We start from the raw sequence: 25,822 nt of genomic DNA on the forward strand, positions 1-25,822 counted from the left end.
GAAATGGGAAGAGATCTTAAATTCACAAGAAATATTGGTATTGCCGCTCACATTGATGCTGGTAAAACTACTACTACAGAAAGGATTTTATTCTATACAGGGGTAAACCACAAAATTGGAGAAGTTCACGATGGAGCTTCTACAATGGACTGGATGGAGCAGGAAGCAGAAAGAGGTATTACTATTACTTCTGCTGCAACTACTTGTTCTTGGAACTTTCCAACGGATCAAGGAAAAGCTTTACCTGAAACTAAACCTTATCACTTCAACATCATCGATACACCGGGACACGTTGACTTCACTGTAGAAGTAAACAGATCTTTAAGAGTATTGGATGGATTGGTATTCTTATTCTCTGCAGTAGATGGAGTAGAGCCTCAGTCTGAAACAAACTGGAGACTTGCTGACAACTACAAAGTTGCGAGAATGGGATTCGTAAACAAAATGGACAGACAAGGTGCTGACTTCCTTAACGTGGTAAACCAGGTTAAAGAGATGTTAGGATCTAACGCGGTTCCAATCGTTTTACCAATCGGTGCTGAAGAAGATTTCAAAGGTGTTGTTGACTTAATTAAAAACAGAGCGATTATCTGGGATGAAGCAGGACAGGGAGCTACTTTCGAAGTAGTGCCAATTCCTGATGACATGAAAGATGAGGTTCTTGAATATAGAGAGAAATTAGTAGAAGCAGTTGCTGACTACGATGATACTTTGATGGAGAAGTTCTTCGAAGATCCGGATTCAATCTCTGAAGACGAAATCAACGAAGCTCTTAGAAAAGCTACTATCGATTTATCTATTATCCCAATGACTTGTGGTTCTTCATTCAAGAATAAAGGAGTACAGTTTATGTTGGATGCAGTATGTAAATACCTGCCTTCTCCATTGGATAAAGATGATATCAAAGGTACTGACCCAAGAACAGACGCTGAAATTACAAGAAAACCAGACGTAAACGAGCCTTTCTCGGCTTTAGCATTCAAGATTGCTACTGACCCGTTCGTTGGAAGATTAGCATTCTTCAGAGCATACTCTGGAAGATTAGATGCGGGTTCTTACATCTTGAACACCCGTTCAGGAGATAAGGAAAGAATCTCTAGAATCTATCAGATGCACGCTAACAAGCAAAATCCTGTAGAATATATTGAAGCAGGTGATATTGGTGCAGCGGTAGGATTCAAATCTATCAAAACTGGTGATACAATGTGTGACGAGAAAAACCCAATCGTTCTAGAATCGATGGTTTTCCCTGATCCGGTAATTGGTATCGCTGTTGAGCCTAAAACTAAAGCTGACCAGGATAAAATGGGTAATGCATTAGCTAAATTGGCTGAAGAAGATCCAACGTTTACGGTTAGAACTGACGAAGCTTCTGGACAAACGATTATCTCTGGTATGGGTGAGCTTCACTTGGATATCATTGTAGACCGTATGAAGAGAGAATTCAAAGTTGAAGTAAACCAAGGACAACCTCAGGTAGAGTACAAAGAAAACTTAACAAAAGTTGCCAGCCACAGAGAAGTTTACAAAAAGCAATCTGGAGGTAAAGGTAAATTTGCTGATATTGTATTTGAATTAGGACCTGCAGACGAAGGTAAAATTGGTTTAGAATTCATCAATGAGATCAAAGGTGGTAACGTTCCAAGAGAATTTGTTCCTGCTATTGAAAAAGGCTTTAAAGCTGCAATGAAGAACGGTCCTTTGGCTGGTTTCGAAGTTGAAGGTATTAAAGTTGTTCTTAAAGACGGATCTTTCCACGCGGTGGATTCTGATGCTCTTTCCTTTGAAATGGCTGCTAAATTAGGATTTAAAGAAGCGGGACGTGCTGCTAAGCCGGTAATTATGGAGCCTATTATGAAACTGGAAGTTGTAACTCCGGAAGAATATATGGGTAACATCATTGGTGACCTTAACAAGAGAAGAGGTACAATCAGTGGTCAGGAAGAGAAAAACGGAGCTGTTGTAATCAAAGGTTCTGTTCCACTTTCTGAAATGTTTGGATATGTAACTACTCTAAGAACACTTTCATCAGGAAGAGCTACTTCTTCTATGGAATTAGAGAAGTACCAAGCTACTCCACAAAACGTTGCTGAAGAAATCATAGCTAAAGCAAAAGGTTAATTTTTAAATTAAAGAAATGTCACAAAGAATCAGAATAAAACTAAAATCTTACGATTACAACTTGGTAGACAAGTCTGCTGAGAAAATCGTAAAAACGGTAAAGGCTACTGGTGCTGTTGTAAACGGACCCATTCCATTGCCAACGAATAAGAGAATCTTCACAGTGTTGAGATCTCCGCACGTAAACAAGAAAGCAAGAGAGCAATTCCAACTTTCAGCTCACAAGAGACTGATGGATATCTACTCTTCTTCTTCTAAAACGGTTGATGCTCTAATGAAGTTAGAGTTACCAAGCGGTGTAGACGTTGAAATTAAAGTGTGATAACTGCATACTTTGCAATGATTATAGAATCCGTTCCTTTTTAGGGACGGATTTTTTTATGGAAATAGTTGAGCGGTGCAGCCTAAACAGGCACCTTAGAAAGTAAGTTGAAGATCAGCGGAATGGCTTTTTTTTAATTTGACTTTTGATAGCCATAAAACATCCCGGGGCTATTCCCATTAATCATAGGATAGATCTGATGGAGTATTTTACTGCCAGGTCTGCAGTTGTTGATGATTTGATATTGGTTAGTCTTTCCAGGGTGACATATGTCAGCTTATTTTGTTTATTTAGAATTAATAAAAACAATAAATTTGCAAAAAATTATCAGATGAATAAAGTACTATCCTGTTCTCTGCTTGTTCTAGGCGGGGTTTTTGTCAACGCACAAAAAGTAAACGATTCTATTAAAAAGTCAAAAGAGATTGATGAAGTAGAATTATTCGGTGAAAGAAAGAAACCGCAGGAAGGTCTTGAAGCAATTACAAGACTGCCTTTGAAAACCAGAGACCAGATCCAGAGTATTTCAGTAATTTCTTATAAAGTAATTGAAGATTTGGGAGGTTTAACGGTAACGGATGTCGCTAAAAATGTTCCTGGAGTTACTCAATTTGGAAGTTATGGAGGTACCAGAGAAAGTATGTCTATCAGAGGATACAGAGGTGTTCCTGTTTTGAAGAATGGAGTTCAGATGGACTCAGATTTCCGTACAGCAGCTATGCTAACTGATATGCAGGGTATAGAAAGTATTCAGGTGATTAAAGGATCTGCTGCTGTTACACAGGGGATCGGTGATGGATTAGGATCTGCAGGGGGAGTGATCAATGTGGTGACTAAGGTGCCTAAGTTCATTAATCAGACTCATGTAGGTTTCAGATACGGAAGCTGGGATTTTTACAGACCCACGGTAGATTTCCAGAGAGTACTGGATTCACAGGGTAAGATTGCCGTGAGATTCAATGCCGCCTACCAAAACAGCAACAGTTTTAGAAGATTTATCAATACAGACCGTATTTATGTAAATCCATCCATCGCAATTCGTCCGGATGATAAAACGGAAATCGTAGTTGAAATGGATTATATGAATAATAATACTACGCCGGACCGGGGAACAGTCAATCTTGCAAAAGGAGATACTGAAGCCATCTATAGAATGCCGGGTAGAAAGTTTCTTGGATTCTCAACAGACAATGCCAAGACTGAAACCTTCAATTTTTCAACTACGGCAACAAGAAAGCTTACCAAGAATTTGAAAGTAAGAGCTGCTTTTATGAGCTCATCTTTCCAGTCTGAAACCATAGGTGCTGCCCTGGCTCCGGTTGACCGTAAAAATCCGAATGAATACCGCGACAGAACCCTTACAAGATCAGACAGAGAAGATTTAAATAAAGTATTTCAGTTCGATTTTATAGGAACAGATGTGATGACAGGCTTTATGAAGCATACGTTCCAGGTAGGATTTGACTGGAAAGAATCCAATGTTACGACTACCTCTTATGATGCCAAAAAAGTAGACCGCATCAATGTGCTGGAAGAAATCAATAATATGCTTCCGTCTACTGTTGACAGACATAATTTTACCATGAGTAAAAATCAGCCTGTGAATGCGGTAAATCCAACTATCGGATTGATGGCACAGGATGTCATTACATTCAATAAATACCTTAAAGCTCACTTAGGAATTCGTTACAGCAGATTGAACGGTTCAGATAAAAATACGGACTATGCATGGAATCCTTCATTAGGAGTTATGGTATCCCCTATTGAAAATATGAATATTTTTGGTTCCTATACAAGTACGACTTCTTTAAGAAGTGCAAACAATCCTTTAGCTGGAGGAGGTACTGTAGGAGCTTCTACCACTAAACAATGGGAAGCCGGAATCAAATCTGACTGGCTGAATGAACGACTCAGGTTTAATGTAACTTTCTTTACGATCAATACTGATAACTTATCCTATGAAGTTCTCGAAAATAACGGACAGGGGCTTGGAGTATACGCTTTAGCCGGGGAATTGAAAAGAAAAGGGATGGAAGTTGAATTAATAGGAAAGATTCTTCCCAACCTTCAGGTGATGACGGGCTGGGCCTACGTAGACGCTCAATATAAAGACAGCCCTTCGTTTGTTGACGGTTCAGCGCCTATCAATACTCCTAAACATTCAGCGAATGCATGGCTTAACTATAAATTTAACAGCGGGGCTCTTAATGGGTTTGATATCGGGGCAGGAATCTATTATGTAGGGCAAAGACCTGTAGATGATTACAAACAGGAAGTGGTATTGGACAATGGACATGTTAACGGGACACAGCCTGGTGAAAAACCATTCAATATGCCGGACTATACTACCGTAGATGCTCAGGCAGGATATTCTTTCCAAAATGGTATCGGACTAAGGGTTTTCTTCAATAATATCTTTAATGCAGTAGGGTACAACTCTTATTTCAGAGGAGGATATATTGATCAGATCCAGCCCCGAAACTTTGCGGTACAGTTAAACTACAAGTTCTAATCTGAAAAACGATATTATGAAAAATATAAAAATAATATTCTTATCACTTGTTGCAGGAGCGGGTATTGCTTCATGTTCTGAAGACAATCTATCAGAAGAAGAGCTGAAAGCAGCCAGAGAAACATTGGAAAGAAACTATACTAATCCTAAGAATATGTACCTGTGGGGGAATACCTCTCCTTGGAATAGTATGTATTACTGGCATACGGCTAAACCGGTGAAGTTCGGAAAGAGTATGATTTTTGAAGAAAAGCAAGAGTTAGAAAAACGTTTTTCAGAGGAATTTAAAGAATTATAACATACAGAGAGTCATTCATATCCAATTGAATTGAATTAAGGAACATTAAGACAGCATACCTGTCTTAATGTTTTTTTTACCAAGTAAAAGCTGGAAGCCCTATTTCTTTTCAGTCTTTGCTTCTCGTAATGTTGATTTTCTTACCCCCGATTCAGGTTAATTTTATACATTTAATTAATATAAAAGAACTTTAATATGGGACATAATAATAATTTTTTTGAAAAATTTTCAAATGAGGCCGTAAAATTTACCGGAAGTCCGGTTGCTTTTGTCGGAGCGATGTTGCTTGTAGTGATTTGGGCTGTAACAGGACCTTTTTTTCATTATTCAGAAACATGGCAGCTTGTGATCAATACAGGAACAACAATCATTACTTTCTTAATGGTATTTCTTATTCAGAAAGCTCAGAATAAGGATTCAAAAGCCATTCAGATAAAACTGAATGAGCTTATTGCCGCTCATGAGAAAGCGAGTAACAGGATTGTTGATATTGAAGAGCTTACGGAAAAAGAACTCGATCAGATTCACTGCTATTATGAAAATCTGGCTCAGTTTGCTAAAAAAGATGCGGATATCCATACTTCCCATTCTATTGATGCCGCTCAGAGGAATCAGGATTACAAACATGAGTTCTTCAAAAGAAAGCATGAAGAATGGCTGCAAAAACAGGAACAGAAAAAAGAATAACGGGGTTACATTTTTATGGATCTCTTCAATAGGAGTGACCTTGTTGTACAAAATATACGATATGAAAATGAAATTATTATGTTTACCATTGGCTTTTTTACCGGTACTACTAAGCGCACAATGGAGTAAGAGCGTCCCTAAAAAAGACATCGCCGGGAAAAGAGAACATTCGGTTTATTATAAGCTCGATATTGATCAGATAAGAGCCCAGCTCATGAGAACTTCAAAACTGGGCGAAGGTTCTGCAATTACGATCAGGATTCCTACCCTGGAAGGAAGGGTTGAAAGATTTGCCATACATAGTTTTCCTGTAATGGATGAAGCGCTGGCAGAGCAATATCAGCTGGGATCTTATGTAGGAGTAGGTATTGATGATCCTTCCAAATATATCAGATTCAGTGTGGCTCCTGATGATTTCCAGTCCATGGTCATTGGAAGTGAAGGGAAATACGAATTTATTGAATCTGCAGCCGGCGATAAACCCTTTTATTCGGTACATGGAAAAACGAACAGAAGCGGACACGCCTTCGTGTGCAGCACCAACGAAGGAAAGGAGGCGGTAGGCCAGATGAAAGAACTTCAAAATTATTCTGATCAAACAGCATTTACCAGAAAAAGCAGCCATCAGAAATTTCAGACATTAAGATTAGCACTATCAACCACGGGAGAATACACCCGGTTTTTTGGAGGACTTCCGGGAGCCATGGCCCAAATCAACGCCACCTTAACCAGAGTGAACGGGGTGTTTGAACAGGAGTTCAATGTTCATGTCAATATGATTAATAATACACAGATCATATTTGCAGATCCGGATAATGACCCTTATAGTAAAGTGATGAATCTTTATTTTCCGCCATCAGCCTGGAACACTCAATTAATGAATACCCTGCACGGAGGAATGTATGGCGTTACTGATGCGGATTTTGATATCGGCCACTTGTTCGGAGCAAGTGGAGGCGGAGGAAATGCAGGCTGTATAGGCTGTGTTTGTAATAATAGCCTGAGTGTAGGCGGCGGTGCCAACTTCAGCTATAAAGGCTCAGGAATTACCTCGCCGGGAGTAGATTACTATGCCGGGGGTACCTGGAACAGCAGCAGTACTGCCCAGCTGCCTCCAAGCGGAGATAGTTTTGATATTGATTTTGTAGCTCATGAGATGGGGCATCAGCTGGGAAATACCCATACCTACAGCTATAACGATGATGCAGGATCCGGTACAAAAGTAGAACCGGGCTCAGGATCCACGATAATGGGGTATGCCGGGATTACCGGAGCATCGACGGATGTACAGAAACATTCCGATCTGTTTTTCCATTCAGTGAGTATTGATCAGGTACAGGCTAACCTTCTGACAGGTGCAAGAGCCAATTGCGGAACCATTACTGCCATTACCAATAATCCTCCTGTGGTAACGGCGATGCCTACGACATATACCATTCCGAAAAGTACAGCATTTGTGCTTACTGCCAATGCCACCGATCCGGATGGAGATGTGCTGACATATTCATGGGAACAGGTCAATCCAAGCAGTATCTACAGCGGGATAACAAAATCCAATATCGGGAATACAACTTCGGGAGCCAATTTCAGATCCTGGGCTCCAGCAACAAGTCCTACAAGATACTTCCCTAAACTTTCTACGGTCTTAGGAGGAGCTGTAAAGAATGCTGAAGATTTTGAAGCGGCAAGTACTGTCGCAAGAACTACCAATTTCCGGGTAACCGTAAGGGATAACAGGCCCGGGCAAGCCCAGACTGCTTATGCTGATCAGACTATTATTGTGGGATCTGCTGCCGCATTTACCGTAGATACAGCGTCTCTTACCCCAAATACAACTTCAGAAATTACATGGACGGTCTCAGGAACCACAGCGCCCCCATACAACGTATCGGACGTGAAGATCGATTATACATATGATAACGGAGCAGCCTGGCATGTCCTGGCGGCATCAGTTCCTAACAGCGGAACAGCAAGTGTTTACATTCCTGCCTCGTTGGCCGGTAAAAATATTCACCTGAGAGTCTCCGCAATTGGAAATGTATTCTATGCAGTGAAAAATATCGTAGTGGCAGGCGTATTAGCCGTATCTGAAGCCGAAAATCTGAAATCTGTTCAGATCTATCCAAATCCTGTGGACGATGTATTGAATGTGACGCATATTGCTGCAAAATCAGCCTATGAAATCTTTAATGCTCCGGGACAGTTGATCTCAAAAGGAATAATCGGTGATGGTAAAATTGATGTGAGAGGCCTGATGAAAGGAGTGTACTTCATCACAATCAGTAATAATGGAGAAAACATTAAAACCAAGTTTGTGAAAAAATAATTCCAAGCACGGTACAAAATAAAAAACCTCTGAAGACTCAGAGGTTTTTTTATGCATTGAAGAGATTGTTATCTCATAAAATAATTGAAATAGGTACAGCTTCCCATAAGATTCTTTGCTGTTTCAGTATCCGAATACTGGGTTTTCAATAGTGCGAAATAAGTTCTGTACTTTTGATTTTTCGTATGGTCCAGCTCTTTCTGATGAGCATCTTGTTTTTCAGACCATTTAGCATCGGAATAGTCATAGTCAACCTGGCTTTTCGCTTCATATTGGTAATATTTACCTTGTTCGGCACTGGCCATTTGGAAAAGGATTCTGGCCTTTTCTTCCTTGTTGTTTGAAAGCTTAAGGGCTTGTTGATAATAGTTGATCGCCAGGTCAAAATTGTCCGGCTCAATATAGGAAGTATCCAGGAAGTTTTTATAATAATACGTATAAGGATTTTTGCGGTCCGTATTCCAGAAGTTATACTTTCCTCCGTTGCTGTTATCCACATCCATTACAAACAGCTGGCGGTAATATCCTAAAATAGAAGTATTGTAGAGCAGGTTTCCAATAAGCTGATTGGCTTGGGCTGCTTTCTCACCGGTTCCGCTTCCGATCTTTTTAAGCTGGATCAAAATGTCAGTCAGCTCCAGTTTATTCATATTGTTTTTGATGAATGGGAAATCCGAATAATTTTCAGCCTTCATACTTTCAGTATCCGGGCTTTCGAAGCTTTCCCAAACATTATGGCCGAAAACAAGACTGGAAATATTGTTAAAACCATTGTATTCGGAAGAAGCATACTGTTTCGTAGTGATTTTCTGACCCTCTTTTTCAGACCAGTCATAATTCAGCCTTGGAATACCGGCAAAGCTCTGTGCTTTTTTATAATAAGATTTGGCTTTTTCAAAATCGGCCTGTCTCATGGCTCTGTCTCCGTAAATTGTATTGAAAAAAGCATCAATGTTTCCTACACTATCAAGATTCTTGGCAATGATCTGCTGCTCAAACTGAGTTTTGTTAGGCTTTCTGTAAAAATCTTCTACGCTTTTTACAAGGCTTGAGTTAGGATTGTACTGAAGGTCAGACAGCTTGTTGTTCATCAGGAATGATTTTCCGTCTTCTCCCTGAAGGAAATAACGGTTGGCAAGAACATCCCTAAGGAAGTCAGAAGTAGAAGGGGTATCACCGTAATAATCATAATCATTGGTATTAGCCGTGTCTTTTTCAACCTTTTTCTCTACGAAATATTCAGGATAGTCTTTCATTAAATGATCTTCGTATGCCGCATCAATTTTAGGCTGGGATACAATATCGTTCAGGACTTTCATTCTTTTGATCTCTTCCAGATACTCGGGGTTGGTGGTTTTGATATCATTCAGGATTTCAGAACTTGCCTTGTAGTCTTTTTTCAAAAACTTTAAATAAGCATCTGCAATCTGCCAGTATTCATCCTTGGATTTTTCTTTTGTTTTCTCTGTGAACTTTTCCAGGTCATCTAAATAGTCCTGTGTTTTTTCATCATACCAGTAGCCGGTTCTCGTGTAAAAAGGAATTCTGTCAGGATTGCTGAAAAGTTCATCATCGCTTTGGTCAGCTTTGGCAGCATTACCGGTTTTTTCAGCTTTAGATCCTCCGAAAAGGTTTTTGAAAAATCTTACAATCTTTTGCCAGAAAGAAAGTTTTTCTTCCTTTACTTCAGCATTGGCTTTATCCGTTTGGACTGCTTTAGGATCCTTTGTCTCTGTATTTCCTCTTTGAACGGATCCTTTTCCTGCTGCGGCATCAGTATAATAATAGATGGGAAGGTAACTTCTTTCCAGTTCGTTGATACTTCTCACTGCCATGACTTTCAAAATCTCTGAGTCAGGATTGATGTCATACATTTTTTCCATGACCGGAATCGGATTATTAAAATCCTCATAGCCTAAAAGGAAATAAGCCATATTCTTTTCTTCATTCGTATTGGCTCTTTTCATAATGTTGCTGAAAGAGGCTGTATCTGAAAGTTTCATGGAAACAAAAGCAGATTCCTTGCGGTCTTTACTGTTCATGAATACCTGGAAGAAGTTCCAGTTGGCATCACTTTTCATATCCAATCCTCTTTGGGCCCCTGCCATTTGATCAAGGGCCATGAAATAAACGGTCCCTTTTAATCTGATAGGCTCTATATAGGTCTTAAATGCCTGTAATGCGGCATCGTAATTTCTTGTATAATGATTGAGACGTACCAGCTGATATCCGTAACGCTGTTTGATTTCAGGGTTTCTGGCAGCGTTGTATAATGAATGCAGAGCAGCAATGGTCTTATTATAATCCAGAGCGGTAGCATTTTTCCGGTTTGAATTCCGGTCATAATAGAATGAATTTTCGCTTTCTATATAATTGATGCTCATATAGGGCTCCAGATACTTTGCCTCAATTAAATAATCGATTCCCTCACGGTACTTTTGATAGAATGCGGTTCCAAGTTTCTGTAAAAGAGGGTGGGCAGGCGTACCGTTTTTGAGTGTATTGAGGTCATTCATGCTTACCTTATATACAAGGTCATAAGCTTCTGCATGGTTAAGCTGGTTATTAAAATACTTTTTCCAGGTCTCCAGGTTGTCATCCGGGAGCATGGTCTGTTTATAATCAGAATAGAACCTGGTAGAGTAGCTATGCAGAAAAGGAAGATAAGATTTATCCTTTATGATACTTTGAGTGAAAAGGTTGAAGTACTCATAGTCGGGGTCAGACCAGGCGCAGGCATCAGATTTCGTATAGAAAAGGGATACGACTGCGAGCGAAAGAATATACTTTTTCATATGTCGGATGGTGTTTTTTATAATATTAATAGTTAAGATCTTACCGGCAACGAATAGTTTGCCTTAATAAGTGAAGTGATTATAGTTTTCGGTTTAACACAAATTTACTATCTAATTGATAATAGATAATATTAAAATGAGGTATTTTTTTCTCAAGAAAGCCAATGACGTCTTGCAGCTGTTCATTGGAGATCTCCTCAACTTTTATTTTGAAGCCTTTATTTAAGTAGCTTCCAAAGTAGAAGCCATCTTTCAAGATCTCAGCTTCATTGTCTGAAATCTTTTTAAAGCTGGGGTTTTCCAAGTCCTTTTTGGACAATGCATTGATCAGTTTATGTTTCTTCAGGTGATTGGTAACAATTCCCCATGAATAGATGGGCAGTGCGACTTCAATCTTTTGAATAGGATAGTCCTCTATCTTTGAAAGGTAGCTTTTCAACACCTCTGTATCCAGAATGGAGTTCTTGTCAGATTTTTCCAAAGGTGAAGAAGTGGAGTAACACATCAGGTATACTTTTTCAACAGGAGGAACTCCGGTCTGTTTTTTATCCTTCACCTGATGAAGACGCAGGGTACAGCTAATCTTTTTAGCAGAAACCTTTTTGAGTTCTTTTAAAAATTTAAAATAATCATCCCTTGTGCCCGCTGTCCAGTCACAGTCGATCTGAATTTCATCCGTGATTTTTAATTGATATTCCCCGGATTTCTTTTGAATTAAATGATGAATGCTTTCCGCCAGAAATTTAATCTCTTCTGCAGAAATGCCCAACAATGTCTGGTTAGTAATGAAAACTATAGGAACAATCTGTTTGCCTGTCTGAAAACTCTGGTCTTTGGTAATCACTGCTACCGGCTGAAATTTTCCGTTTACTTTATCTACATCAAAGAATCTGGTGTACAAATAAGGAACCGTTGCTTTGTCCAATGCCTTCTTTTCTTCATTGTCAAGCTTCAGTTTGGTTTTCCAGTAATAGAAAGTATAAGGATGATTCTCTTTCCCGTTGCATGATACAATAAGAAAGAGCAGAAATAGAAATAAAATTTTTAAATGTTTCATTGATGTAAATCACCCTTCAAAATTAAAGATATTTTGGCAGAATATAAACCGTAAAATCCCGGTGATTGGCAATTAAAGGTAAGAAGCAAAAGAATATTGTATTTATGTACTATGATTTGTTCATCTGCAGTAGATTGTATAACGATTCCCCTCCTCCGGAGGGGTGGCAAATTTATAATTTGACGGGGTGGTGTCTGACAACAAGAAAACCACCCCAAATGGAGTGGCTTTTCCAATATATTATTGTACTACTTAAAAAATTCACTTTCGCAAGTGCAGGTCTCTTTATCAATACTTTCACTGGAAGAACAGCAGCCCTCAAGGTTCTGAATATTTCCCTTTTCGTCGGTTAGGAAGATTTTATTTTTGTCAAATTTCACAAAGAAAGTTTCATTGAATTTTTTGAAGTGTACTTTCATGACCTTATTGGAGGCGTATTTCCCTGCGTTTATTTCTTCCGTGGTCTCCTTTCCGCTGGCCTGATTCACCTGGACATATCCAAAAAGAATATCTCCGTTTTTTTTCACCTCCACATAATAATGAGGAGTACCGGTACCACTATATCCTTTCATAATATCGAAACTTCTATGTCCAATAAAAGGAGTCTTTACCTGTGCCAGACTAAAAATACTGATGCACAAGATCACTAAACTGAAAATCTTTTTCATAGTTTTTTTTCTTCAAAAGTAAAAATATTTACTTAAAAGATAAACCGTGAAATCCCGGTGATTGGATACAAGACTGTTATTAATCCCATACATAACATTCGTATAGCCATTCCCCTCCACTGGAGGGGTGTCAAATCTTTGATTTGACGGGGTGGTTTAATTTGACGGGCTGGTCATTGTCATCCATAACAAAAAAATGACCCCAAATGAGTGATTTTATAGTATTGTGGTAGATATCCGGTTTAAAAAACAGTTGCAGCAAGCTGAATCCTTGCATACTTATTAGAAGGATTCCACATGGCCATCATGGAAACAGGAAGGCTATAGTGTTCCGTGATTTTAACCACCTTTCCTGCTCTCGCTCCTACATTGACTAGGTCAAAACTGTTCTTGCCGTTTCCATACAGGAAGGTTTTGTCATGAAGAGCAAATCCTGCACCTACAAAAGCATCCAGACTTATTTTTTGTCCGCTGATCACGGGATAGCTTGCCTGGATGTATGTAGAATATTTATTCTTTTTATAACTTCCATCCGGTTCCAGAACGACTTCACCGGCGTTAGCACCGCCGTACAGCAGAATATCCGCTTCTATAGTAACAGGGAAGGAGAAGCCGAAAGTATAATGGGTTCGTAAATCTATAATATGAGCCGTCCTTCTTTGGGAATAACTGAAGATATCATCAGCAGCCACCGCCGTATTAATGTTTCTGGAATTATAGAGATCCCACAATCCGATATAAAGACGCCCGTCCGAGTATTGAACATAGTAGTTGATTTCCTTATAATGCGTGTTGTCTTTATCATCTGCTAAAGCTGATGCTCCCCAAATTCCTACTTTCCATTTCTTTTCCGCATCCAGAGCATAAGAAAGGTTTCCCATCACAACAGGTTTATCGGTAATGATCAAACCTCTCCACAAGTGGTTATTTTGAATATTGGCTGTGAAATCTAATCTGCTTTCCCTGGACTCCGTATTTTCCTGAGAAAATAATCTTCCTGCTCCCAGAAGCAGCAGTAGAAGAGCTTTTACCATTTTCATCATTTACTCTTTCAGTTTAAAAGTCCATATACAACAGCGGCAATTATCCCTCCGAGAACAGGCCCTGCTACAGGAATCCAGGCATAGCCCCAGTCGCTGCTGCCTTTTACCGGCAGAATGGCATGCATGATTCTTGGCGCGAGGTCTCTTGCGGGGTTGATGGCATATCCAGTTGTTCCCCCCAGGGATAATCCTATTGCCCAAACAAGGAATGTCACAGGAAGCGCACCTACGGATCCTAACCCTACTTTGGCTGTTGGATCTGCAGTGATCGAAATACTTGGATCTGAAAAATGAAAAATGACAAAAACAAGTACAAAAGTTCCGATAATCTCACTGATCAGGTTGGACGAGGTTTTTCTGATGGCAGGTCCCGTACTGAAACAGGCAAGCATTCCTGCTTCATCTTCCGTTACTGCAAAATGATCTTTATGAAACAGCCACACCAGGAAGGCGCCCAGCATTCCTCCGATCATTTGAGCGGTAATGTAAGCCGGGACAAGATCCCAGGAAAACTTTCCGGCAGCAGCGAGGCCGATGGTAACAGCCGGATTCAAATGAGCGCCACTGACAGGGCCTGCGACAGTGACACCCACAAAAACAGCTAATGCCCAGGCTGTCGTAATCACGATCCAGCCGGAGTTATTTCCTTTAGTTCCCTTCAGGACAACATTGGCTACAACACCGTTGCCCAATAGTATAAGAAGCATTGTTCCTATTAATTCTGCGATAAATGGGGTCATATGAGTTTTTTTAAGGTCGGGGAGTTAGTCTTCGATCCAGTTTTGTGCGCGTGATACAGCTCTTCTCCAGGAATGGATCATTTTATCTGCATGCTCTTGTTCCAATTGAGGGTGGAAATCTTTATCCACAATCCATTGTGCCTGTATTTCATTAAGATCTTTCCAGTATCCGACCGCAAGGCCTGCAAGGTAAGCCGCTCCAAGTGCGGTTGTTTCCAGCGTTTGGGGTCTTGTAATTTTAAATCCGAATAAGTCAGACTGGATCTGCATTAGCAGATTGCTGGCTGAGGCTCCTCCGTCTACTCTGAGTTCAAGACTTGCTCTTCCTGAATCTGCCTCCATAGATTTTACAATATCATATACCTGAAATGCAATTCCTTCTAGGGTAGCTCTGGCAATATGGCCGTCAGTTGTTCCCCGGGTGATGCCTACTACCGTTCCTCTTGCGTACTGATCCCAATAAGGAGCTCCCAGGCCGGTAAGGGCAGGAACAAAATAAACTCCGCCATTATCCTGAACAGAGGCTGCCAGGTTGTTTACTTCATCAGAGGAATGAATGAGTTTAAGCCCGTCCCTCAGCCATTGGATGGCTGCTCCTCCTACGAAAACACTTCCTTCCAGCGCATAGTTGACCTCACCATTGATCTTCCATGCTACGGTGGTAAGGAGATTGTTTTTAGATGAAACGGCTTCTTTTCCTGTATTCATTAATAAGAAGCATCCTGTTCCATACGTATTTTTTACCATTCCCGGCTTGATACACATCTGGCCGAATAACGCTGCCTGCTGATCTCCTGCAATTCCTGCGATAGGAATTTTGGTGGAAAACAGCGTCGTTGCTGTTTCTCCGTATACTTCACTGCTCTGTTTTACTTCAGGAAGAACCGATTTAGGAATATTGAACAATTCCAAAAGATCCTGATCCCATTCCAGCGTATGGATATTCAGAAGCATTGTTCTGCTGGCATTGGAAACATCGGTGATAAACATTTTACCGCGGGTAAGCTTCCATACAAGCCATGTGTCAACCGTTCCGAAGCAAAGCTTTCCGGCTTCCGCCTTTTCTCTTGCTCCCTCTACATGGTCAAGAATCCATTTCAGCTTGGTGGCGGAAAAGTAGGCATCGAGTACAAGTCCTGTTTTTTCTTTAATGATTTCGGCATGACCTTGTTCTTTAAGCTCATCACAATATTTGGATGTTCTGCGGTCCTGCCAGACGATAGCGTTATAGATAGGCTCGCCGGTCTCTTTATCCCAGACCACGGTTGTTTCACGCTGGTTGGTGATTCCGATGGCGGCCACTTCAAGCCCGGAGATCCCTGCTTTGGCAATGATTTCTGCAGCTACAGAGATTTGTGAGGACCAGATTTCGTTCGGGTCATGTTCTACCCAACCCGGAGTTGGGAATATTTGTTCGAAATCTTTCTGAGATACATATTTTATTTCTCCACTATGGTTGAATAGAATCGCTCTGGAGGACGTTGTCCCCTGATCTAAAGCGAGAATTAATTTTTCATTCATAAAAAGTACTAATTAAGGTTGATTACTTTAGGTGAATAAGGCGTTAATAAATATCCTTTTGCTAAATCTATAAATTCATTTTCCTGCTGCTGTGCCCATTCTTCAGAATATCCTTTTTCCTCAGCAATGATTCTTGCTACGGCATGAGCGCTGTCTATGGCTGCTCTGGCATCCAGAAACAGTAAGCGGACTCTTCGGGCTAAAATATCTTCAATCGTTTCTGCCATTTCATTTCTTACGGCCCATACAATTTCTGCAACGGTAAAAGCATGATCCGGGTGAATTTTTTGTAAATATCTCGGATTGCTTTCCTGTAATGCTTTTATGGTTGGAATATCCGATCCGTAAACATAAAGGTGGTTGCTTCTGTCTACCTGTTCAGGGTTCACATTGCCGTGAATAGACATATGCTCTGTTTTGGACAGGCTATTTCCTAATCTGTGAACCTGCATTGCTTTGTCTATGGTGTCTTCTGCCATTTTACGGTAGGTAGTCCATTTCCCTCCGATAATGGAAATTAGCCCGGTTTCAGAAGCTATGACTTTATGGCTTCGTGAAACTTCTTTTGTGCTTTTGCTTCCGTCCTTAGGAGCGGCAAGAGGGCGAAGTCCTGCGAAAACCGATTTTACATTCTCACGGGTTGGTTTTTTAGATAAATATTGCCTTGCCGTATTTAAAACAAAGCTGATCTCTTCCTCTAAAGCACGGGGTTCAAAACTTTCTTCCTTTAAAAGAGTATCTGTAGTTCCTACCAGAGCCCTGTCATGCCAAGGGACAACAAACAGAACCCTTCCGTCCGAAGTCTTAGGAATCATAATGGCGTCATCACTTCTCAGGAAAGATTTATCTAACACCAAATGAATACCCTGGCTGGGAACCACCAGCTTGCCATGCTTAGGGTTGTTCATAGTAAGAATATCATTCGTAAAGACCCCTGTAGCATTGATCACAACTTTACCATGAATCTGATATTGCTGTTTAGAAAACTGATCTTCCGCTACTACACCGGTTATTTTATCGGAACTGTCTTTTAAAAGATTAATGACTTTTACGTAATTGACAGCCGTTCCCCCTTTTTCAATGATAGTCTGGGTAAGGTTCACCGCAAGTCTGGCATCATCAAATTGGCCATCCTGATAAACAACTCCGCTCATCAGGTGGTTTTGCTCAATCGTTGGCAGTTTTTCTATGGTTTTTGATTTGCCGATATATCTCGTTTTTCCCAAACTTAGTTTTCCGGCAAGGAAGTCGTAAATGGATAATCCTATTTTATAATAAATCCCGCCCCACCATGTGTAATTGGGAATAATGAAAGATTGATTTTTTACGATATGCGCTGCATTTTTTGCTAATAAACCTCTTTCCTTTAAGGCTTCTTTTACCAGGCCGATATCTCCCTGTGCAAGATATCTTACGCCACCATGTACGAGTTTTGTACTTCTGCTGGACGTTGCTTTTGCAAAATCATGAGATTCAAGCAATAAAGTTTTGAATCCTCTGCTTACTGCATCTAATGCTGAACCTAATCCACTGGCTCCTCCTCCTATGACGATAAAGTCCCATTCCTTTACACTGGTTATCTTATTGAGTTCTTCGTTTCGTTTCATAAATGTTTCGTTTATGTTTCGTTTTCAAATATATAAATTTAATATGAAAGCAAAAAGAAAATAAATGAAATTTTAGGATGTAGAAAAAAATGGTATTTTTGATGAAACGAATAGTATGGAAAAGTTGATACCAAGACATGATGAGATATTAAAAGAGCTGGATGAAGAAGGTCATGTTCTTGTACAGGATCTGTGCGAAAGACTGAATGTGTCTTCGGTTACGATCCGAAAGGATCTGAACTATCTCGAAAGTTTAGGGCTTCTTTACAGAAATCATGGGGAGCAAGTAAGCAGATGCGATATGCTTATGAGAAGAATGTAGGAGAGAAAGAAAACATCAATGTGGAAGCGAAACAGGCGATTGCAAAAGCAGCACTCGCTTTGATTCAGGAGAACGACAGCATTATCCTGGCTTCCGGGACAACCATGCATTACCTTGCCAGGATGTTGATGAGCTTTGGTCCGCTTACCGTTCTGACTTCTTCGCTAAGGGTGGCTATAGAGCTTTGTAATAATCCTAATATTAATATCATTCAGTTGGGAGGAGAGGTGCGTAAAAGCTCTACTTCTATCGTAGGGTCTATTTCAGAGGGAATTTTAAAGCAGTTTTCCTGCAATAAGCTTTTTCTGGGCGTAGACGGGATTGATCCGGAATTCGGAATCAGTACCTCCAATGCGGCGGAGGCTCATCTTAACCAGATTATGATTGAATGTGCAGATCAGACCGTGATTCTTGCTGATTCTTCAAAATTAAATAAGAAAGGTTTCGGTAAAATTGCTTCATTGGATAAGATTGATTATCTGATTACAGATGCCGGTATTTCTAATGAGGGAAAAGTATGGCTTGAGGAAATGGGGGTGAATGTTATTGTGACATAATTTTAAGGGTAAGAAATTTAAAATAGTCTGTTGATTTATAAAAATAAAGTAGTCTAGTATAAAGTCACAGCATATCCGGTATGAACCGGTGGAAATAAAATGACTTTTATGAAATCGATTTTTAGCCTTCGAAAACCTTCGAGGGCTTTTAACTTTCTAAAAATCAAAATATTTTACTTAAAATATTTGTCAGTTATAAAATTATTCATAAATTTGCACACTCATTTTAGGGGCGTAGTATGCCTATATCAAAAGTAGAAATTACTGTAGACCTCCGAAAAATGGTGATAAATAAAGGATAAATTTTATTATAATATAAACAATGTCAGGTATTATTGGTAAAAAAATCGGTATGACATCTTTGTTTAACGAAGAAGGAAAAAACATTCCTTGTACAGTTATCCAAGCTGGTCCATGCTCGGTTTTACAGGTCAGAACCTTAGAAAAAGACGGTTATAAAGCTGTTCAATTAGGTTTCGATGACAAGAGTGAGAAGAACGTTGGTAAAGCGTTAGCTGGTCATTTTAAAAAGGCTGGTTCTGCTCCTAAAGCTAAATTAGTTGAATTCTACAGAGAGTTCGTTGATGAAGTAAAAGTAGGAGAAGAAGTAAAAGTTGATTTATTCGCTGAAGGTGAATTTGTTGACGTAACAGGAACTTCAAAAGGTAAAGGCTTCCAGGGTGTTGTTAAAAGACACGGATTTGGAGGTGTAATGCAGGCAACTCATGGTCAGCACAACAGACTTAGAGCTCCAGGTTCTATCGGTGCTGGTTCAGACCCTTCAAGAGTATTCAAAGGGATGAGAATGGCTGGAAGAATGGGAGGTAAGCAGGTAACTGTTCAAAACCTTCAAGTGTTAAAAGTTGATCAAGAACAAAATCTTTTAGTAGTAAAAGGTGCTGTTCCGGGAGCTAAAAATTCTTATGTAATTATCAGAAAATGGAACTAGTAGTATTAAATACATCAGGAAAAGAGACCGGAAGAAAAGTAACTCTAGACGAAACAGTATTCGGAATTGAGCCAAATCAGCACGCGGTTTACTTAGAAGTTAAACAGTATCTTGCTGCTCAGAGACAAGGTACTCATAAAGCAAAAGAAAGAAGCGAAATTACAGCTTCTACTAAAAAGCTTAAGAAGCAAAAAGGATCAGGATCTGCGAGATACGGGGATATCAAATCTCCAGTATTCAGAGGTGGAGGTAGAGTATTCGGACCAAAACCAAGAGACTACAGATTCAAATTGAACAAAGCTCTTAAGAGATTAGCAAAAAAATCTGTTTTATCTCAGAAAATGAGAGACAACAGCATCAAAGTTTTAGAAGATATGAGCTTAAACGCTCCTAAGACTAAAGATTTTATCAGTGTATTGAATGCATTGGAACTTAACGGTAAGAAGTCTTTATTCGTTCTTCCTGAAGCTAACAAGAATGTGTATTTATCTTCAAGAAACTTACCTAAAACTAAAGTAATGAACTTCAACGAAATCAGTTCTTACGATTTAGTAAACGCAGGTGAGATCATTTTCTTCGAAGGTGCAGTTGAAAAATTCCAGGAAAATTTAAAGAAATAAGTCATGTCTATTATTATTAAACCAGTTATCTCAGAAAAGGCTAATTACCTTACAGATTTAAGAGGTTCTTATTCTTTCTTAGTTGATCCTAAGGCGAATAAAATCCAGATTAAAAAAGCTGTTGAAGCAGCTTACGGTGTAAAAGTAGCAGACGTTAACACAATGATTTATGCTCCGAAGGTTTCTTCAAAGTACACTAAAAAAGGTCTTCAAGTAGGAAAGACAAATAAATTGAAAAAGGCGGTAATCAAACTTGCTGAAGGCGAGGTTATCGATATTTTTGCTGTAAATTAATTATTAATTATAAATAATAGTAATGTCTGTTAGAAAATTAAAACCTATCACCCCGGGACAGAGATTCAGAATTGTAAACAATTTTGAGGAAATTACTACCAACAAACCAGAGAAATCTCTAACCGTTGGTATTAAAAAGTCAGGTGGACGTAACCAAACAGGTAAAATGACCATGCGTTACACCGGAGGTGGACACAAAAAGAAATACAGAATTATTGACTTCAAAAGAAACAAAGCAAACGTTGAAGCCACTGTAAAATCTGTAGAATACGATCCAAACAGAACTGCATTTATCGCTTTATTAGAGTATGCTGACGGAGAGAAGAGATACATCATCGCTCCAAACGGTATCAAAGTTGATCAGAAAGTAGTTTCAGGAGAAAGCGTTGAACCAAACGTAGGGAACGCAATGAAATTGAAAAATATTCCATTGGGTACTGTAATCTCTTGTGTTGAAATGAAGCCTGGACAAGGTGCTATTTTAGCAAGAAGTGCTGGTTCTTCAGCTCAATTAACTTCTAGAGATGGTAAATATGCAATCATCAAGTTGCCTTCAGGAGAATCAAGAATGATCCTTACTGAATGTATGGCAATGATTGGTTCTGTTTCCAACTCAGATCACCAATTAACTGTATCAGGTAAAGCTGGTAGAAGCAGATGGTTAGGTAGAAGACCAAGAACAAGAGCGGTTGTAATGAACCCGGTAGATCACCCAATGGGTGGTGGTGAAGGACGTTCTTCAGGAGGTCACCCAAGATCTAGAAACGGTAAACCGGCTAAAGGTTACAAAACTAGAAAGAAAAACAAAGTGTCTAACCGTTACATCGTATCTAAAAGAAAATAATTATGGCAAGATCACTTAAGAAAGGACCGTTCATTCATCATACTTTAGATAAGAAGGTTCAGGCAAATATAGAGTCTGGTAAGAAGACAGTTATCAAAACTTGGTCTAGAGCATCGATGATCTCTCCGGACTTCGTAGGACAAACTATTGCTGTACACAACGGGAAATCTTTTATCCCTGTATATGTTACAGAAAACATGGTTGGTCACAAGTTAGGCGAATTTTCTCCAACAAGATCTTTCAGAGGTCATGGTGGTAACAAAAACAAAGGAAGCAGATAATCATGGGATCAAGAAAACAAGATAGTTCAATCGCAAGAAAAGAAGCTAACAAAGACGTTGTAAAAGCTTCATTAAATAATTGCCCGTCTTCTCCAAGAAAAATGAGATTAGTTGCTGATATCATTAGAGGAGAGCAGGTAGATAAAGCTCTTTATATCCTTAAATATTCTAAGAAAGAAGCTTCTAACAAATTAGAAAAATTACTTCTTTCTGCTATTGCCAACTGGCAAGTGAAAAACGAAGGTGCGGATATTGAAGAAGCTAACCTTATCGTTAAAGAAATATTCGTGGATAGTGCAAGACAATTGAAGAGACTAAGACCAGCTCCACAAGGTAGAGGGTACAGAATCAGAAAAAGATCTAACCACGTTACATTAATCTTAGGTAATAAAGAAAATTAATCAAGGTATGGGACAGAAGACAAATCCAATTGGTAATAGATTAGGTATCATCAGAGGATGGGATTCTAACTGGTTTGGTGGAAACGATTATGGAGACAGAATCGCTGAAGACTACAAAATCAGAAGATACCTTGAGGCTAGATTATCTAAAGGTGGTATTTCAAAAATTTATATTGAAAGAACACTAAAATTAGTAACAGTTACAATTACTACTGCTAGACCGGGACTTATCATCGGTAAAGGAGGTCAGGAAGTTGATAAATTAAAAGAAGAGTTGAAAAAATTGACGGGTAAGGATATTCAGATCAACATCTTCGAAATCAAAAGACCTGAATTAGATGCAGTATTGGTAGCTGATAGTATTTCTAAGCAAATTGAAAACAGAATTTCTTACAGAAGAGCTGTTAAAATGGCAATGGCAAGTACTATGAGAATGGGTGCTGAAGGTATTAAGGTTCAGATCTCAGGAAGATTGAACGGTGCTGAAATGGCAAGAAGCGAATCTTTCAAAGACGGAAGAATTCCTTTGTCTACTTTCAGAGCTGATATCGATTATCACTGGGCTGAAGCTCATACTACTTACGGTAGACTAGGAGTAAAGGTTTGGATTATGAAGGGTGAAGTTTACGGTAAAAGAGAACTTTCTCCACTAGTAGGACAACAGAAAAAAGGAGGTCAGTCAGACAGAGGAAACAGAGGAGGAGACAGAGACAACAGAAGACCTAGAAAAAACAACAATAATAACAATAATAATTAAAAATTTTAGATTAGACATTTTGAATTTTAAATTACCGTTACTTTTTTAAAATAAAAAAAATCTAAAATCTAAAATCTAAAATCTAAAATTTAGAAATTATGTTACAACCAAAAAGAACCAAATTCCGTAGAGTTCATAAGATGAAGATGAAGGGGAATGCCCAAAGAGGGAGTCAACTTGCTTACGGAACTTTCGGGATTAAAGCTACGGAAGGAGCTTGGATCACTGCTAGACAAATTGAAGCGGCACGTATCGCTGCAACAAGATATATGAAGAGAGAAGGTCAGCTATGGATCAAAATCTTCCCAGATAAGCCAATTACTAAGAAACCAGCCGAAGTAAGGATGGGTAAAGGTAAAGGTGCTGTTGAATATTGGGTAGCTGTAGTAAAACCAGGTAAAATTATGTTCGAAATCGGAGGAGTACCTTACGAAATCGCTAAGGAAGCTTTAAGACTTGCTGCACAAAAATTACCAGTAGTTACTAAATTCATCGTTGCTAACGATTTTGTTAAACCTCTATAATCTTTGAATACAATGAAAAATGCTGATATTAAAAATTTAAGCGCGGGTGATATTCAAGCTCAATTAACTGAAGCAAAAGCTCAATATTCTAAATTGAAATTGGCTCATGCAATCAGCCCAATTGAAAACCCGATTCAAATCAAAGATTTGAGAAGAACAATCGCAAGACTAAACACTGAGTTAACTAACAAACAATAATTTCATTTTACAATGGATAGAAATTTAAGAAAAGAAAGAATCGGAGTGGTTTCCAGCAATAAAATGGAAAAAACTATTGTTGTTAGTGAAACTACAAGAGTAAAGCACCCGATGTACGGTAAATTCGTTTTGAAAACGAAAAAATATACTGCACACGACGAGAACAACGAATGCACAGAAGGGGACACAGTTTTGATCCAAGAAACGAGACCTTTGAGCAAGAACAAAAGATGGAGATTAGTAAGAATCATTGAAAAAGCTAAGTAATAATGTTACAAACAGAATCAAGATTAAAAGTTGCTGATAACACAGGTGCTAAAGAAGTATTGGTTATCAGAGTTCTGGGAGGAACCAGAAGAAGATATGCTTCAGTTGGTGATAAAATCGTTGTTACTATCAAAGATTCTACACCATCAGGAAACGCTAAAAAAGGTCAGGTATCTAAAGCTGTAGTAGTAAGAACTAAAAAAGCAGTAAGAAGAAAAGATGGTTCATACATCAAATTCGACGACAATGCTTGTGTATTACTAAACGCAGCGGGAGAAATGAGAGGAACTCGTGTTTTCGGACCAGTTGCTCGTGAGTTGAGAGACAAAGAATATATGAAAATCATTTCATTAGCTCCTGAAGTACTTTAATTTTTAAAATTTTTAAAGAAATGTCAAAGTTAAAAATAAAAAGAGGAGATAACGTAATCATTACTACCGGAAAGAAAGAAATTAAAGGGAAGACTGGTGAAGTTATTGAAGTGATCAAGAAAGAAGGAAAAGACCCTAGAGTAATCGTTGCAGGACTTAACATCGTTAAAAAACACGTTAAGCCTTCAGCTGCAAATCCTCAAGGAGGAATTACTGAAAAGGAAGCTTCTATTCATATCTCAAACGTAGCTTTAGTTGGAAAAGACGGAAAAGCTATCAAAATCGGTTACAAAATCGAAGGAGATAAGAAAGTAAGAATCAATAAAAAAACGGGTGAAACTTTATAATTTGAATTAACACATGGAATTTATAGCAAGACCCAAAAAAGCATACAAAGAGCAAATTGTTCCTGCAATGATGGAAGAATTTGGGTACAAGTCAATCATGCAAGTACCTAGATTGGAAAAAATCGTTGTATCACAAGGTTTAGGTGACGCTACTGCAGATAAGAAAATCATTGATTATGCTGTAGAAGAGTTAACAAACATCACAGGACAGAAAGCAGTAGGAACAATCTCTAAGAAAGATGAAGCTGCCTTCAAACTAAGAAAAGGAATGCCTGTAGGTGCCAAAGTAACTTTGAGAGCTCACAGAATGTATGAGTTCTTAGACAGACTTACTTCTTCTGCTTTACCACGTATCAGAGATTTCTCTGGTATCAAAGCAGATGGTTTCGATGGTAGAGGTAACTACAACTTAGGTATTACTGAGCAGATTATCTTCCCTGAAATCGTAATCGACAAAGTGAAAAAAATCCAAGGGATGGACATCACTTTCGTTACTACTGCGAAGACAGATAAAGAAGCTAAAGCATTACTAACTCACTTCGGTTTACCATTTAAAAAGAACTAAGAAATGGCTAAAGAATCAATGAAAGCGCGTGAGCGCAAAAGAGAAGCACTAGTTGCTAAATACGCTGACAAAAGAAAAGCTTTAAAAGAAGCTGGTGATTATGAAGGACTTCAGAAATTACCTAAAAATGCTTCGCCTGTAAGATTACACAACAGATGTAAATTAACAGGTAGACCAAGAGGATATATGAGAACGTTCGGAATTTCCAGAGTAACTTTCAGAGAAATGGCAAACAACGGTCTTATCCCAGGAGTAAGAAAAGCTAGTTGGTAATAATTACTAATTAAAATCGGGACAATTAAGTTGTCAGGATACTAAAGAACAACAATATCAGACCGAAGTTTTCTGAAGTCTGATATTTTCCTCTTCAAGTCTTTTCAATACTGATTGTCTTTAACCAATAATTTATAAAAGAAAAATGGTAACAGATCCAATTTCAGATTTCCTAACAAGAGTAAGGAACGCACAAAGCGCAGGCCACAAAGTGGTGGAAATTCCTGCATCGAAAATCAAAAAGGAGATTACTAAGATCCTATTTGATCAAGGGTATATCTTAAACTTCAAGTTTGAAGATAACGCTGTTCAAGGAGTGATCAAAATCGCTTTAAAGTACGATAAGCAAACCAACAAACCTGCTATCAAGTCTATTCAAAGAGCTTCTAGACCAGGTTTGAGACAGTACAAAGGTTCAACTGAACTTCCAAGAGTACTAAACGGTTTGGGTATTTCTATCATCTCTACTTCTAAAGGAGTAATGACTGACAAGAAAGCTAGAGAAGAGAAAGTAGGCGGTGAAGTAATCTGCTATGTTTATTAATTTTTAATCAG

The 25,822-nt window shown here is 38.9% G+C and carries 28 protein-coding genes and 1 pseudogene; 22 read left to right on the forward strand and 7 right to left on the reverse strand.

Annotated features, from left to right (window positions below):
- Positions 1 to 3: 3 nt before the first annotated feature.
- The 6 genes from fusA to MUW56_RS12535 all read left to right on the forward strand — a co-directional run bounded on the left by fusA (position 4) and on the right by MUW56_RS12535 (position 8,266).
- Positions 4 to 2,121, forward strand: a complete 2,118-nt coding sequence (gene fusA, locus MUW56_RS12510; protein WP_292013513.1) for an elongation factor G — start codon at positions 4 to 6, stop codon at positions 2,119 to 2,121.
- Positions 2,122 to 2,137: 16 nt separating this feature from the next.
- Positions 2,138 to 2,443, forward strand: coding sequence for a 30S ribosomal protein S10 (gene rpsJ / locus MUW56_RS12515; RefSeq protein WP_002661363.1), 306 nt, complete (start codon positions 2,138 to 2,140; stop codon positions 2,441 to 2,443).
- Between the two features lie 331 nt (positions 2,444 to 2,774).
- Positions 2,775 to 4,955, forward strand: coding sequence for a TonB-dependent siderophore receptor (locus MUW56_RS12520; RefSeq protein WP_292013514.1), 2,181 nt, complete (start codon positions 2,775 to 2,777; stop codon positions 4,953 to 4,955).
- A gap of 16 nt (positions 4,956 to 4,971) precedes the next feature.
- Complete coding sequence (locus tag MUW56_RS12525; protein ID WP_292013515.1) at positions 4,972 to 5,253, forward strand: hypothetical protein; 282 nt, start codon at positions 4,972 to 4,974, stop codon at positions 5,251 to 5,253.
- 195 nt (positions 5,254 to 5,448) lie between these two features.
- Positions 5,449 to 5,940 carry a low affinity iron permease family protein gene (locus MUW56_RS12530; RefSeq protein ID WP_292013516.1) on the forward strand — a complete coding sequence of 164 codons (492 nt, stop codon included), beginning with the start codon at positions 5,449 to 5,451 and terminating at the stop codon, positions 5,938 to 5,940.
- Positions 5,879 to 8,266 carry a reprolysin-like metallopeptidase gene (locus MUW56_RS12535; protein WP_292013517.1) on the forward strand — a complete coding sequence of 796 codons (2,388 nt, stop codon included), beginning with the start codon at positions 5,879 to 5,881 and terminating at the stop codon, positions 8,264 to 8,266. Before MUW56_RS12530 ends, MUW56_RS12535 begins: the two co-directional genes overlap by 62 nt.
- 68 nt (positions 8,267 to 8,334) lie before the next feature.
- On the opposite strand, the gene MUW56_RS12540 is transcribed toward MUW56_RS12535, so the two are convergent.
- The 7 genes from MUW56_RS12540 to MUW56_RS12570 form a co-directional block, all read right to left on the reverse strand.
- Positions 8,335 to 11,061: a hypothetical protein gene (locus tag MUW56_RS12540; RefSeq protein WP_292013518.1), complete on the reverse strand. Its 2,727-nt coding sequence runs from the start codon at positions 11,059 to 11,061 to the stop codon at positions 8,335 to 8,337.
- Positions 11,062 to 11,140: 79 nt separating this feature from the next.
- Positions 11,141 to 12,118 carry a hypothetical protein gene (locus MUW56_RS12545; RefSeq protein WP_292013519.1) on the reverse strand — a complete coding sequence of 326 codons (978 nt, stop codon included), beginning with the start codon at positions 12,116 to 12,118 and terminating at the stop codon, positions 11,141 to 11,143.
- Positions 12,119 to 12,366: 248 nt separating this feature from the next.
- The gene (locus tag MUW56_RS12550) at positions 12,367 to 12,786 is read right to left on the reverse strand and encodes a hypothetical protein (RefSeq protein WP_292013520.1); all 420 of its coding nucleotides are present in this window, start codon (positions 12,784 to 12,786) and stop codon (positions 12,367 to 12,369) included.
- A 242-nt stretch (positions 12,787 to 13,028) separates the two neighbouring features.
- Positions 13,029 to 13,829, reverse strand: coding sequence for a hypothetical protein (locus MUW56_RS12555; protein WP_292013521.1), 801 nt, complete (start codon positions 13,827 to 13,829; stop codon positions 13,029 to 13,031).
- An 8-nt stretch (positions 13,830 to 13,837) separates the two neighbouring features.
- The gene (locus tag MUW56_RS12560) at positions 13,838 to 14,569 is read right to left on the reverse strand and encodes an MIP/aquaporin family protein (protein ID WP_292013522.1); all 732 of its coding nucleotides are present in this window, start codon (positions 14,567 to 14,569) and stop codon (positions 13,838 to 13,840) included.
- Between the two features lie 24 nt (positions 14,570 to 14,593).
- Positions 14,594 to 16,090, reverse strand: a complete 1,497-nt coding sequence (gene glpK / locus MUW56_RS12565) for a glycerol kinase GlpK (RefSeq protein ID WP_292013523.1) — start codon at positions 16,088 to 16,090, stop codon at positions 14,594 to 14,596.
- 8 nt (positions 16,091 to 16,098) lie between these two features.
- Complete coding sequence (locus tag MUW56_RS12570; protein WP_292013524.1) at positions 16,099 to 17,697, reverse strand: glycerol-3-phosphate dehydrogenase/oxidase; 1,599 nt, start codon at positions 17,695 to 17,697, stop codon at positions 16,099 to 16,101.
- Between the two features lie 115 nt (positions 17,698 to 17,812).
- Here MUW56_RS12570 and MUW56_RS12575 point away from each other — a divergent pair.
- The 16 genes and pseudogenes from MUW56_RS12575 to rpsH all read left to right on the forward strand — a co-directional run bounded on the left by MUW56_RS12575 (position 17,813) and on the right by rpsH (position 25,811).
- Positions 17,813 to 18,576: pseudogene (locus MUW56_RS12575) on the forward strand (DeoR/GlpR family DNA-binding transcription regulator).
- Positions 18,577 to 18,898: 322 nt separating this feature from the next.
- Positions 18,899 to 19,525, forward strand: a complete 627-nt coding sequence (gene rplC, locus MUW56_RS12580; protein ID WP_115927399.1) for a 50S ribosomal protein L3 — start codon at positions 18,899 to 18,901, stop codon at positions 19,523 to 19,525.
- Positions 19,516 to 20,145 (forward strand): 50S ribosomal protein L4, encoded by a 630-nt coding sequence (gene rplD / locus MUW56_RS12585; protein ID WP_292013525.1) that lies wholly within the window; start codon positions 19,516 to 19,518, stop codon positions 20,143 to 20,145. Before rplC ends, rplD begins: the two co-directional genes overlap by 10 nt.
- Positions 20,146 to 20,148: 3 nt before the next feature.
- Positions 20,149 to 20,439, forward strand: coding sequence for a 50S ribosomal protein L23 (rplW, locus tag MUW56_RS12590; RefSeq protein ID WP_047376571.1), 291 nt, complete (start codon positions 20,149 to 20,151; stop codon positions 20,437 to 20,439).
- A 22-nt stretch (positions 20,440 to 20,461) separates the two neighbouring features.
- Entirely contained in the window at positions 20,462 to 21,283 is an 822-nt protein-coding gene (rplB, locus tag MUW56_RS12595; protein WP_027381305.1) for a 50S ribosomal protein L2, read from the forward strand.
- A gap of 2 nt (positions 21,284 to 21,285) precedes the next feature.
- Entirely contained in the window at positions 21,286 to 21,564 is a 279-nt protein-coding gene (rpsS, locus tag MUW56_RS12600) for a 30S ribosomal protein S19 (protein WP_002983209.1), read from the forward strand.
- Between the two features lie 2 nt (positions 21,565 to 21,566).
- Positions 21,567 to 21,965, forward strand: a complete 399-nt coding sequence (rplV, locus tag MUW56_RS12605; RefSeq protein ID WP_029297778.1) for a 50S ribosomal protein L22 — start codon at positions 21,567 to 21,569, stop codon at positions 21,963 to 21,965.
- A gap of 7 nt (positions 21,966 to 21,972) precedes the next feature.
- Complete coding sequence (gene rpsC, locus MUW56_RS12610; RefSeq protein ID WP_076353263.1) at positions 21,973 to 22,722, forward strand: 30S ribosomal protein S3; 750 nt, start codon at positions 21,973 to 21,975, stop codon at positions 22,720 to 22,722.
- A gap of 98 nt (positions 22,723 to 22,820) precedes the next feature.
- Positions 22,821 to 23,246: a 50S ribosomal protein L16 gene (rplP, locus tag MUW56_RS12615; protein ID WP_042720939.1), complete on the forward strand. Its 426-nt coding sequence runs from the start codon at positions 22,821 to 22,823 to the stop codon at positions 23,244 to 23,246.
- 12 nt (positions 23,247 to 23,258) lie between these two features.
- On the forward strand, positions 23,259 to 23,444 hold the full coding sequence (gene rpmC, locus MUW56_RS12620; RefSeq protein ID WP_027371716.1) for a 50S ribosomal protein L29: 186 nt from the start codon (positions 23,259 to 23,261) through the stop codon (positions 23,442 to 23,444).
- Positions 23,445 to 23,456: 12 nt separating this feature from the next.
- Entirely contained in the window at positions 23,457 to 23,711 is a 255-nt protein-coding gene (gene rpsQ / locus MUW56_RS12625; protein WP_042720938.1) for a 30S ribosomal protein S17, read from the forward strand.
- A 2-nt stretch (positions 23,712 to 23,713) separates the two neighbouring features.
- Positions 23,714 to 24,082 carry a 50S ribosomal protein L14 gene (gene rplN / locus MUW56_RS12630; RefSeq protein ID WP_002983226.1) on the forward strand — a complete coding sequence of 123 codons (369 nt, stop codon included), beginning with the start codon at positions 23,714 to 23,716 and terminating at the stop codon, positions 24,080 to 24,082.
- 20 nt (positions 24,083 to 24,102) lie between these two features.
- Positions 24,103 to 24,429 carry a 50S ribosomal protein L24 gene (gene rplX, locus MUW56_RS12635; RefSeq protein WP_292013526.1) on the forward strand — a complete coding sequence of 109 codons (327 nt, stop codon included), beginning with the start codon at positions 24,103 to 24,105 and terminating at the stop codon, positions 24,427 to 24,429.
- A gap of 13 nt (positions 24,430 to 24,442) precedes the next feature.
- Positions 24,443 to 24,994: a 50S ribosomal protein L5 gene (gene rplE / locus MUW56_RS12640; RefSeq protein WP_292013527.1), complete on the forward strand. Its 552-nt coding sequence runs from the start codon at positions 24,443 to 24,445 to the stop codon at positions 24,992 to 24,994.
- A gap of 3 nt (positions 24,995 to 24,997) precedes the next feature.
- On the forward strand, positions 24,998 to 25,267 hold the full coding sequence (rpsN, locus tag MUW56_RS12645; protein ID WP_047376574.1) for a 30S ribosomal protein S14: 270 nt from the start codon (positions 24,998 to 25,000) through the stop codon (positions 25,265 to 25,267).
- Positions 25,268 to 25,412: 145 nt separating this feature from the next.
- Positions 25,413 to 25,811 carry a 30S ribosomal protein S8 gene (rpsH, locus tag MUW56_RS12650; RefSeq protein WP_047376575.1) on the forward strand — a complete coding sequence of 133 codons (399 nt, stop codon included), beginning with the start codon at positions 25,413 to 25,415 and terminating at the stop codon, positions 25,809 to 25,811.
- The last annotated feature ends 11 nt before the right edge of the window (positions 25,812 to 25,822 follow it).

This window comes from Chryseobacterium sp., assembly GCF_022869225.1.
GTDB lineage: Bacteria > Bacteroidota > Bacteroidia > Flavobacteriales > Weeksellaceae > Chryseobacterium.

Bases quoted from the DNA above. Each gene is read 5' to 3' on its own strand.
- fusA (WP_292013513.1), top strand. From the start codon at position 4: ATGGGAAGAGATCTTAAATTCACAAGAAATATTGGTATTGCCGCTCAC.
- rpsJ (WP_002661363.1), top strand. From the start codon at position 2,138: ATGTCACAAAGAATCAGAATAAAACTAAAATCTTACGATTACAACTTG.
- MUW56_RS12520 (WP_292013514.1), top strand. From the start codon at position 2,775: ATGAATAAAGTACTATCCTGTTCTCTGCTTGTTCTAGGCGGGGTTTTT.
- MUW56_RS12525 (WP_292013515.1), top strand. From the start codon at position 4,972: ATGAAAAATATAAAAATAATATTCTTATCACTTGTTGCAGGAGCGGGT.
- MUW56_RS12530 (WP_292013516.1), top strand. From the start codon at position 5,449: ATGGGACATAATAATAATTTTTTTGAAAAATTTTCAAATGAGGCCGTA.
- MUW56_RS12535 (WP_292013517.1), top strand. From the start codon at position 5,879: ATGAGTTCTTCAAAAGAAAGCATGAAGAATGGCTGCAAAAACAGGAAC.
- MUW56_RS12540 (WP_292013518.1), bottom strand. From the start codon at position 11,061: ATGAAAAAGTATATTCTTTCGCTCGCAGTCGTATCCCTTTTCTATACG.
- MUW56_RS12545 (WP_292013519.1), bottom strand. From the start codon at position 12,118: ATGAAACATTTAAAAATTTTATTTCTATTTCTGCTCTTTCTTATTGTA.
- MUW56_RS12550 (WP_292013520.1), bottom strand. From the start codon at position 12,786: ATGAAAAAGATTTTCAGTTTAGTGATCTTGTGCATCAGTATTTTTAGT.
- MUW56_RS12555 (WP_292013521.1), bottom strand. From the start codon at position 13,829: ATGATGAAAATGGTAAAAGCTCTTCTACTGCTGCTTCTGGGAGCAGGA.
- MUW56_RS12560 (WP_292013522.1), bottom strand. From the start codon at position 14,569: ATGACCCCATTTATCGCAGAATTAATAGGAACAATGCTTCTTATACTA.
- glpK (WP_292013523.1), bottom strand. From the start codon at position 16,090: ATGAATGAAAAATTAATTCTCGCTTTAGATCAGGGGACAACGTCCTCC.
- MUW56_RS12570 (WP_292013524.1), bottom strand. From the start codon at position 17,697: ATGAAACGAAACGAAGAACTCAATAAGATAACCAGTGTAAAGGAATGG.
- rplC (WP_115927399.1), top strand. From the start codon at position 18,899: ATGTCAGGTATTATTGGTAAAAAAATCGGTATGACATCTTTGTTTAAC.
- rplD (WP_292013525.1), top strand. From the start codon at position 19,516: ATGGAACTAGTAGTATTAAATACATCAGGAAAAGAGACCGGAAGAAAA.
- rplW (WP_047376571.1), top strand. From the start codon at position 20,149: ATGTCTATTATTATTAAACCAGTTATCTCAGAAAAGGCTAATTACCTT.
- rplB (WP_027381305.1), top strand. From the start codon at position 20,462: ATGTCTGTTAGAAAATTAAAACCTATCACCCCGGGACAGAGATTCAGA.
- rpsS (WP_002983209.1), top strand. From the start codon at position 21,286: ATGGCAAGATCACTTAAGAAAGGACCGTTCATTCATCATACTTTAGAT.
- rplV (WP_029297778.1), top strand. From the start codon at position 21,567: ATGGGATCAAGAAAACAAGATAGTTCAATCGCAAGAAAAGAAGCTAAC.
- rpsC (WP_076353263.1), top strand. From the start codon at position 21,973: ATGGGACAGAAGACAAATCCAATTGGTAATAGATTAGGTATCATCAGA.
- rplP (WP_042720939.1), top strand. From the start codon at position 22,821: ATGTTACAACCAAAAAGAACCAAATTCCGTAGAGTTCATAAGATGAAG.
- rpmC (WP_027371716.1), top strand. From the start codon at position 23,259: ATGAAAAATGCTGATATTAAAAATTTAAGCGCGGGTGATATTCAAGCT.
- rpsQ (WP_042720938.1), top strand. From the start codon at position 23,457: ATGGATAGAAATTTAAGAAAAGAAAGAATCGGAGTGGTTTCCAGCAAT.
- rplN (WP_002983226.1), top strand. From the start codon at position 23,714: ATGTTACAAACAGAATCAAGATTAAAAGTTGCTGATAACACAGGTGCT.
- rplX (WP_292013526.1), top strand. From the start codon at position 24,103: ATGTCAAAGTTAAAAATAAAAAGAGGAGATAACGTAATCATTACTACC.
- rplE (WP_292013527.1), top strand. From the start codon at position 24,443: ATGGAATTTATAGCAAGACCCAAAAAAGCATACAAAGAGCAAATTGTT.
- rpsN (WP_047376574.1), top strand. From the start codon at position 24,998: ATGGCTAAAGAATCAATGAAAGCGCGTGAGCGCAAAAGAGAAGCACTA.
- rpsH (WP_047376575.1), top strand. From the start codon at position 25,413: ATGGTAACAGATCCAATTTCAGATTTCCTAACAAGAGTAAGGAACGCA.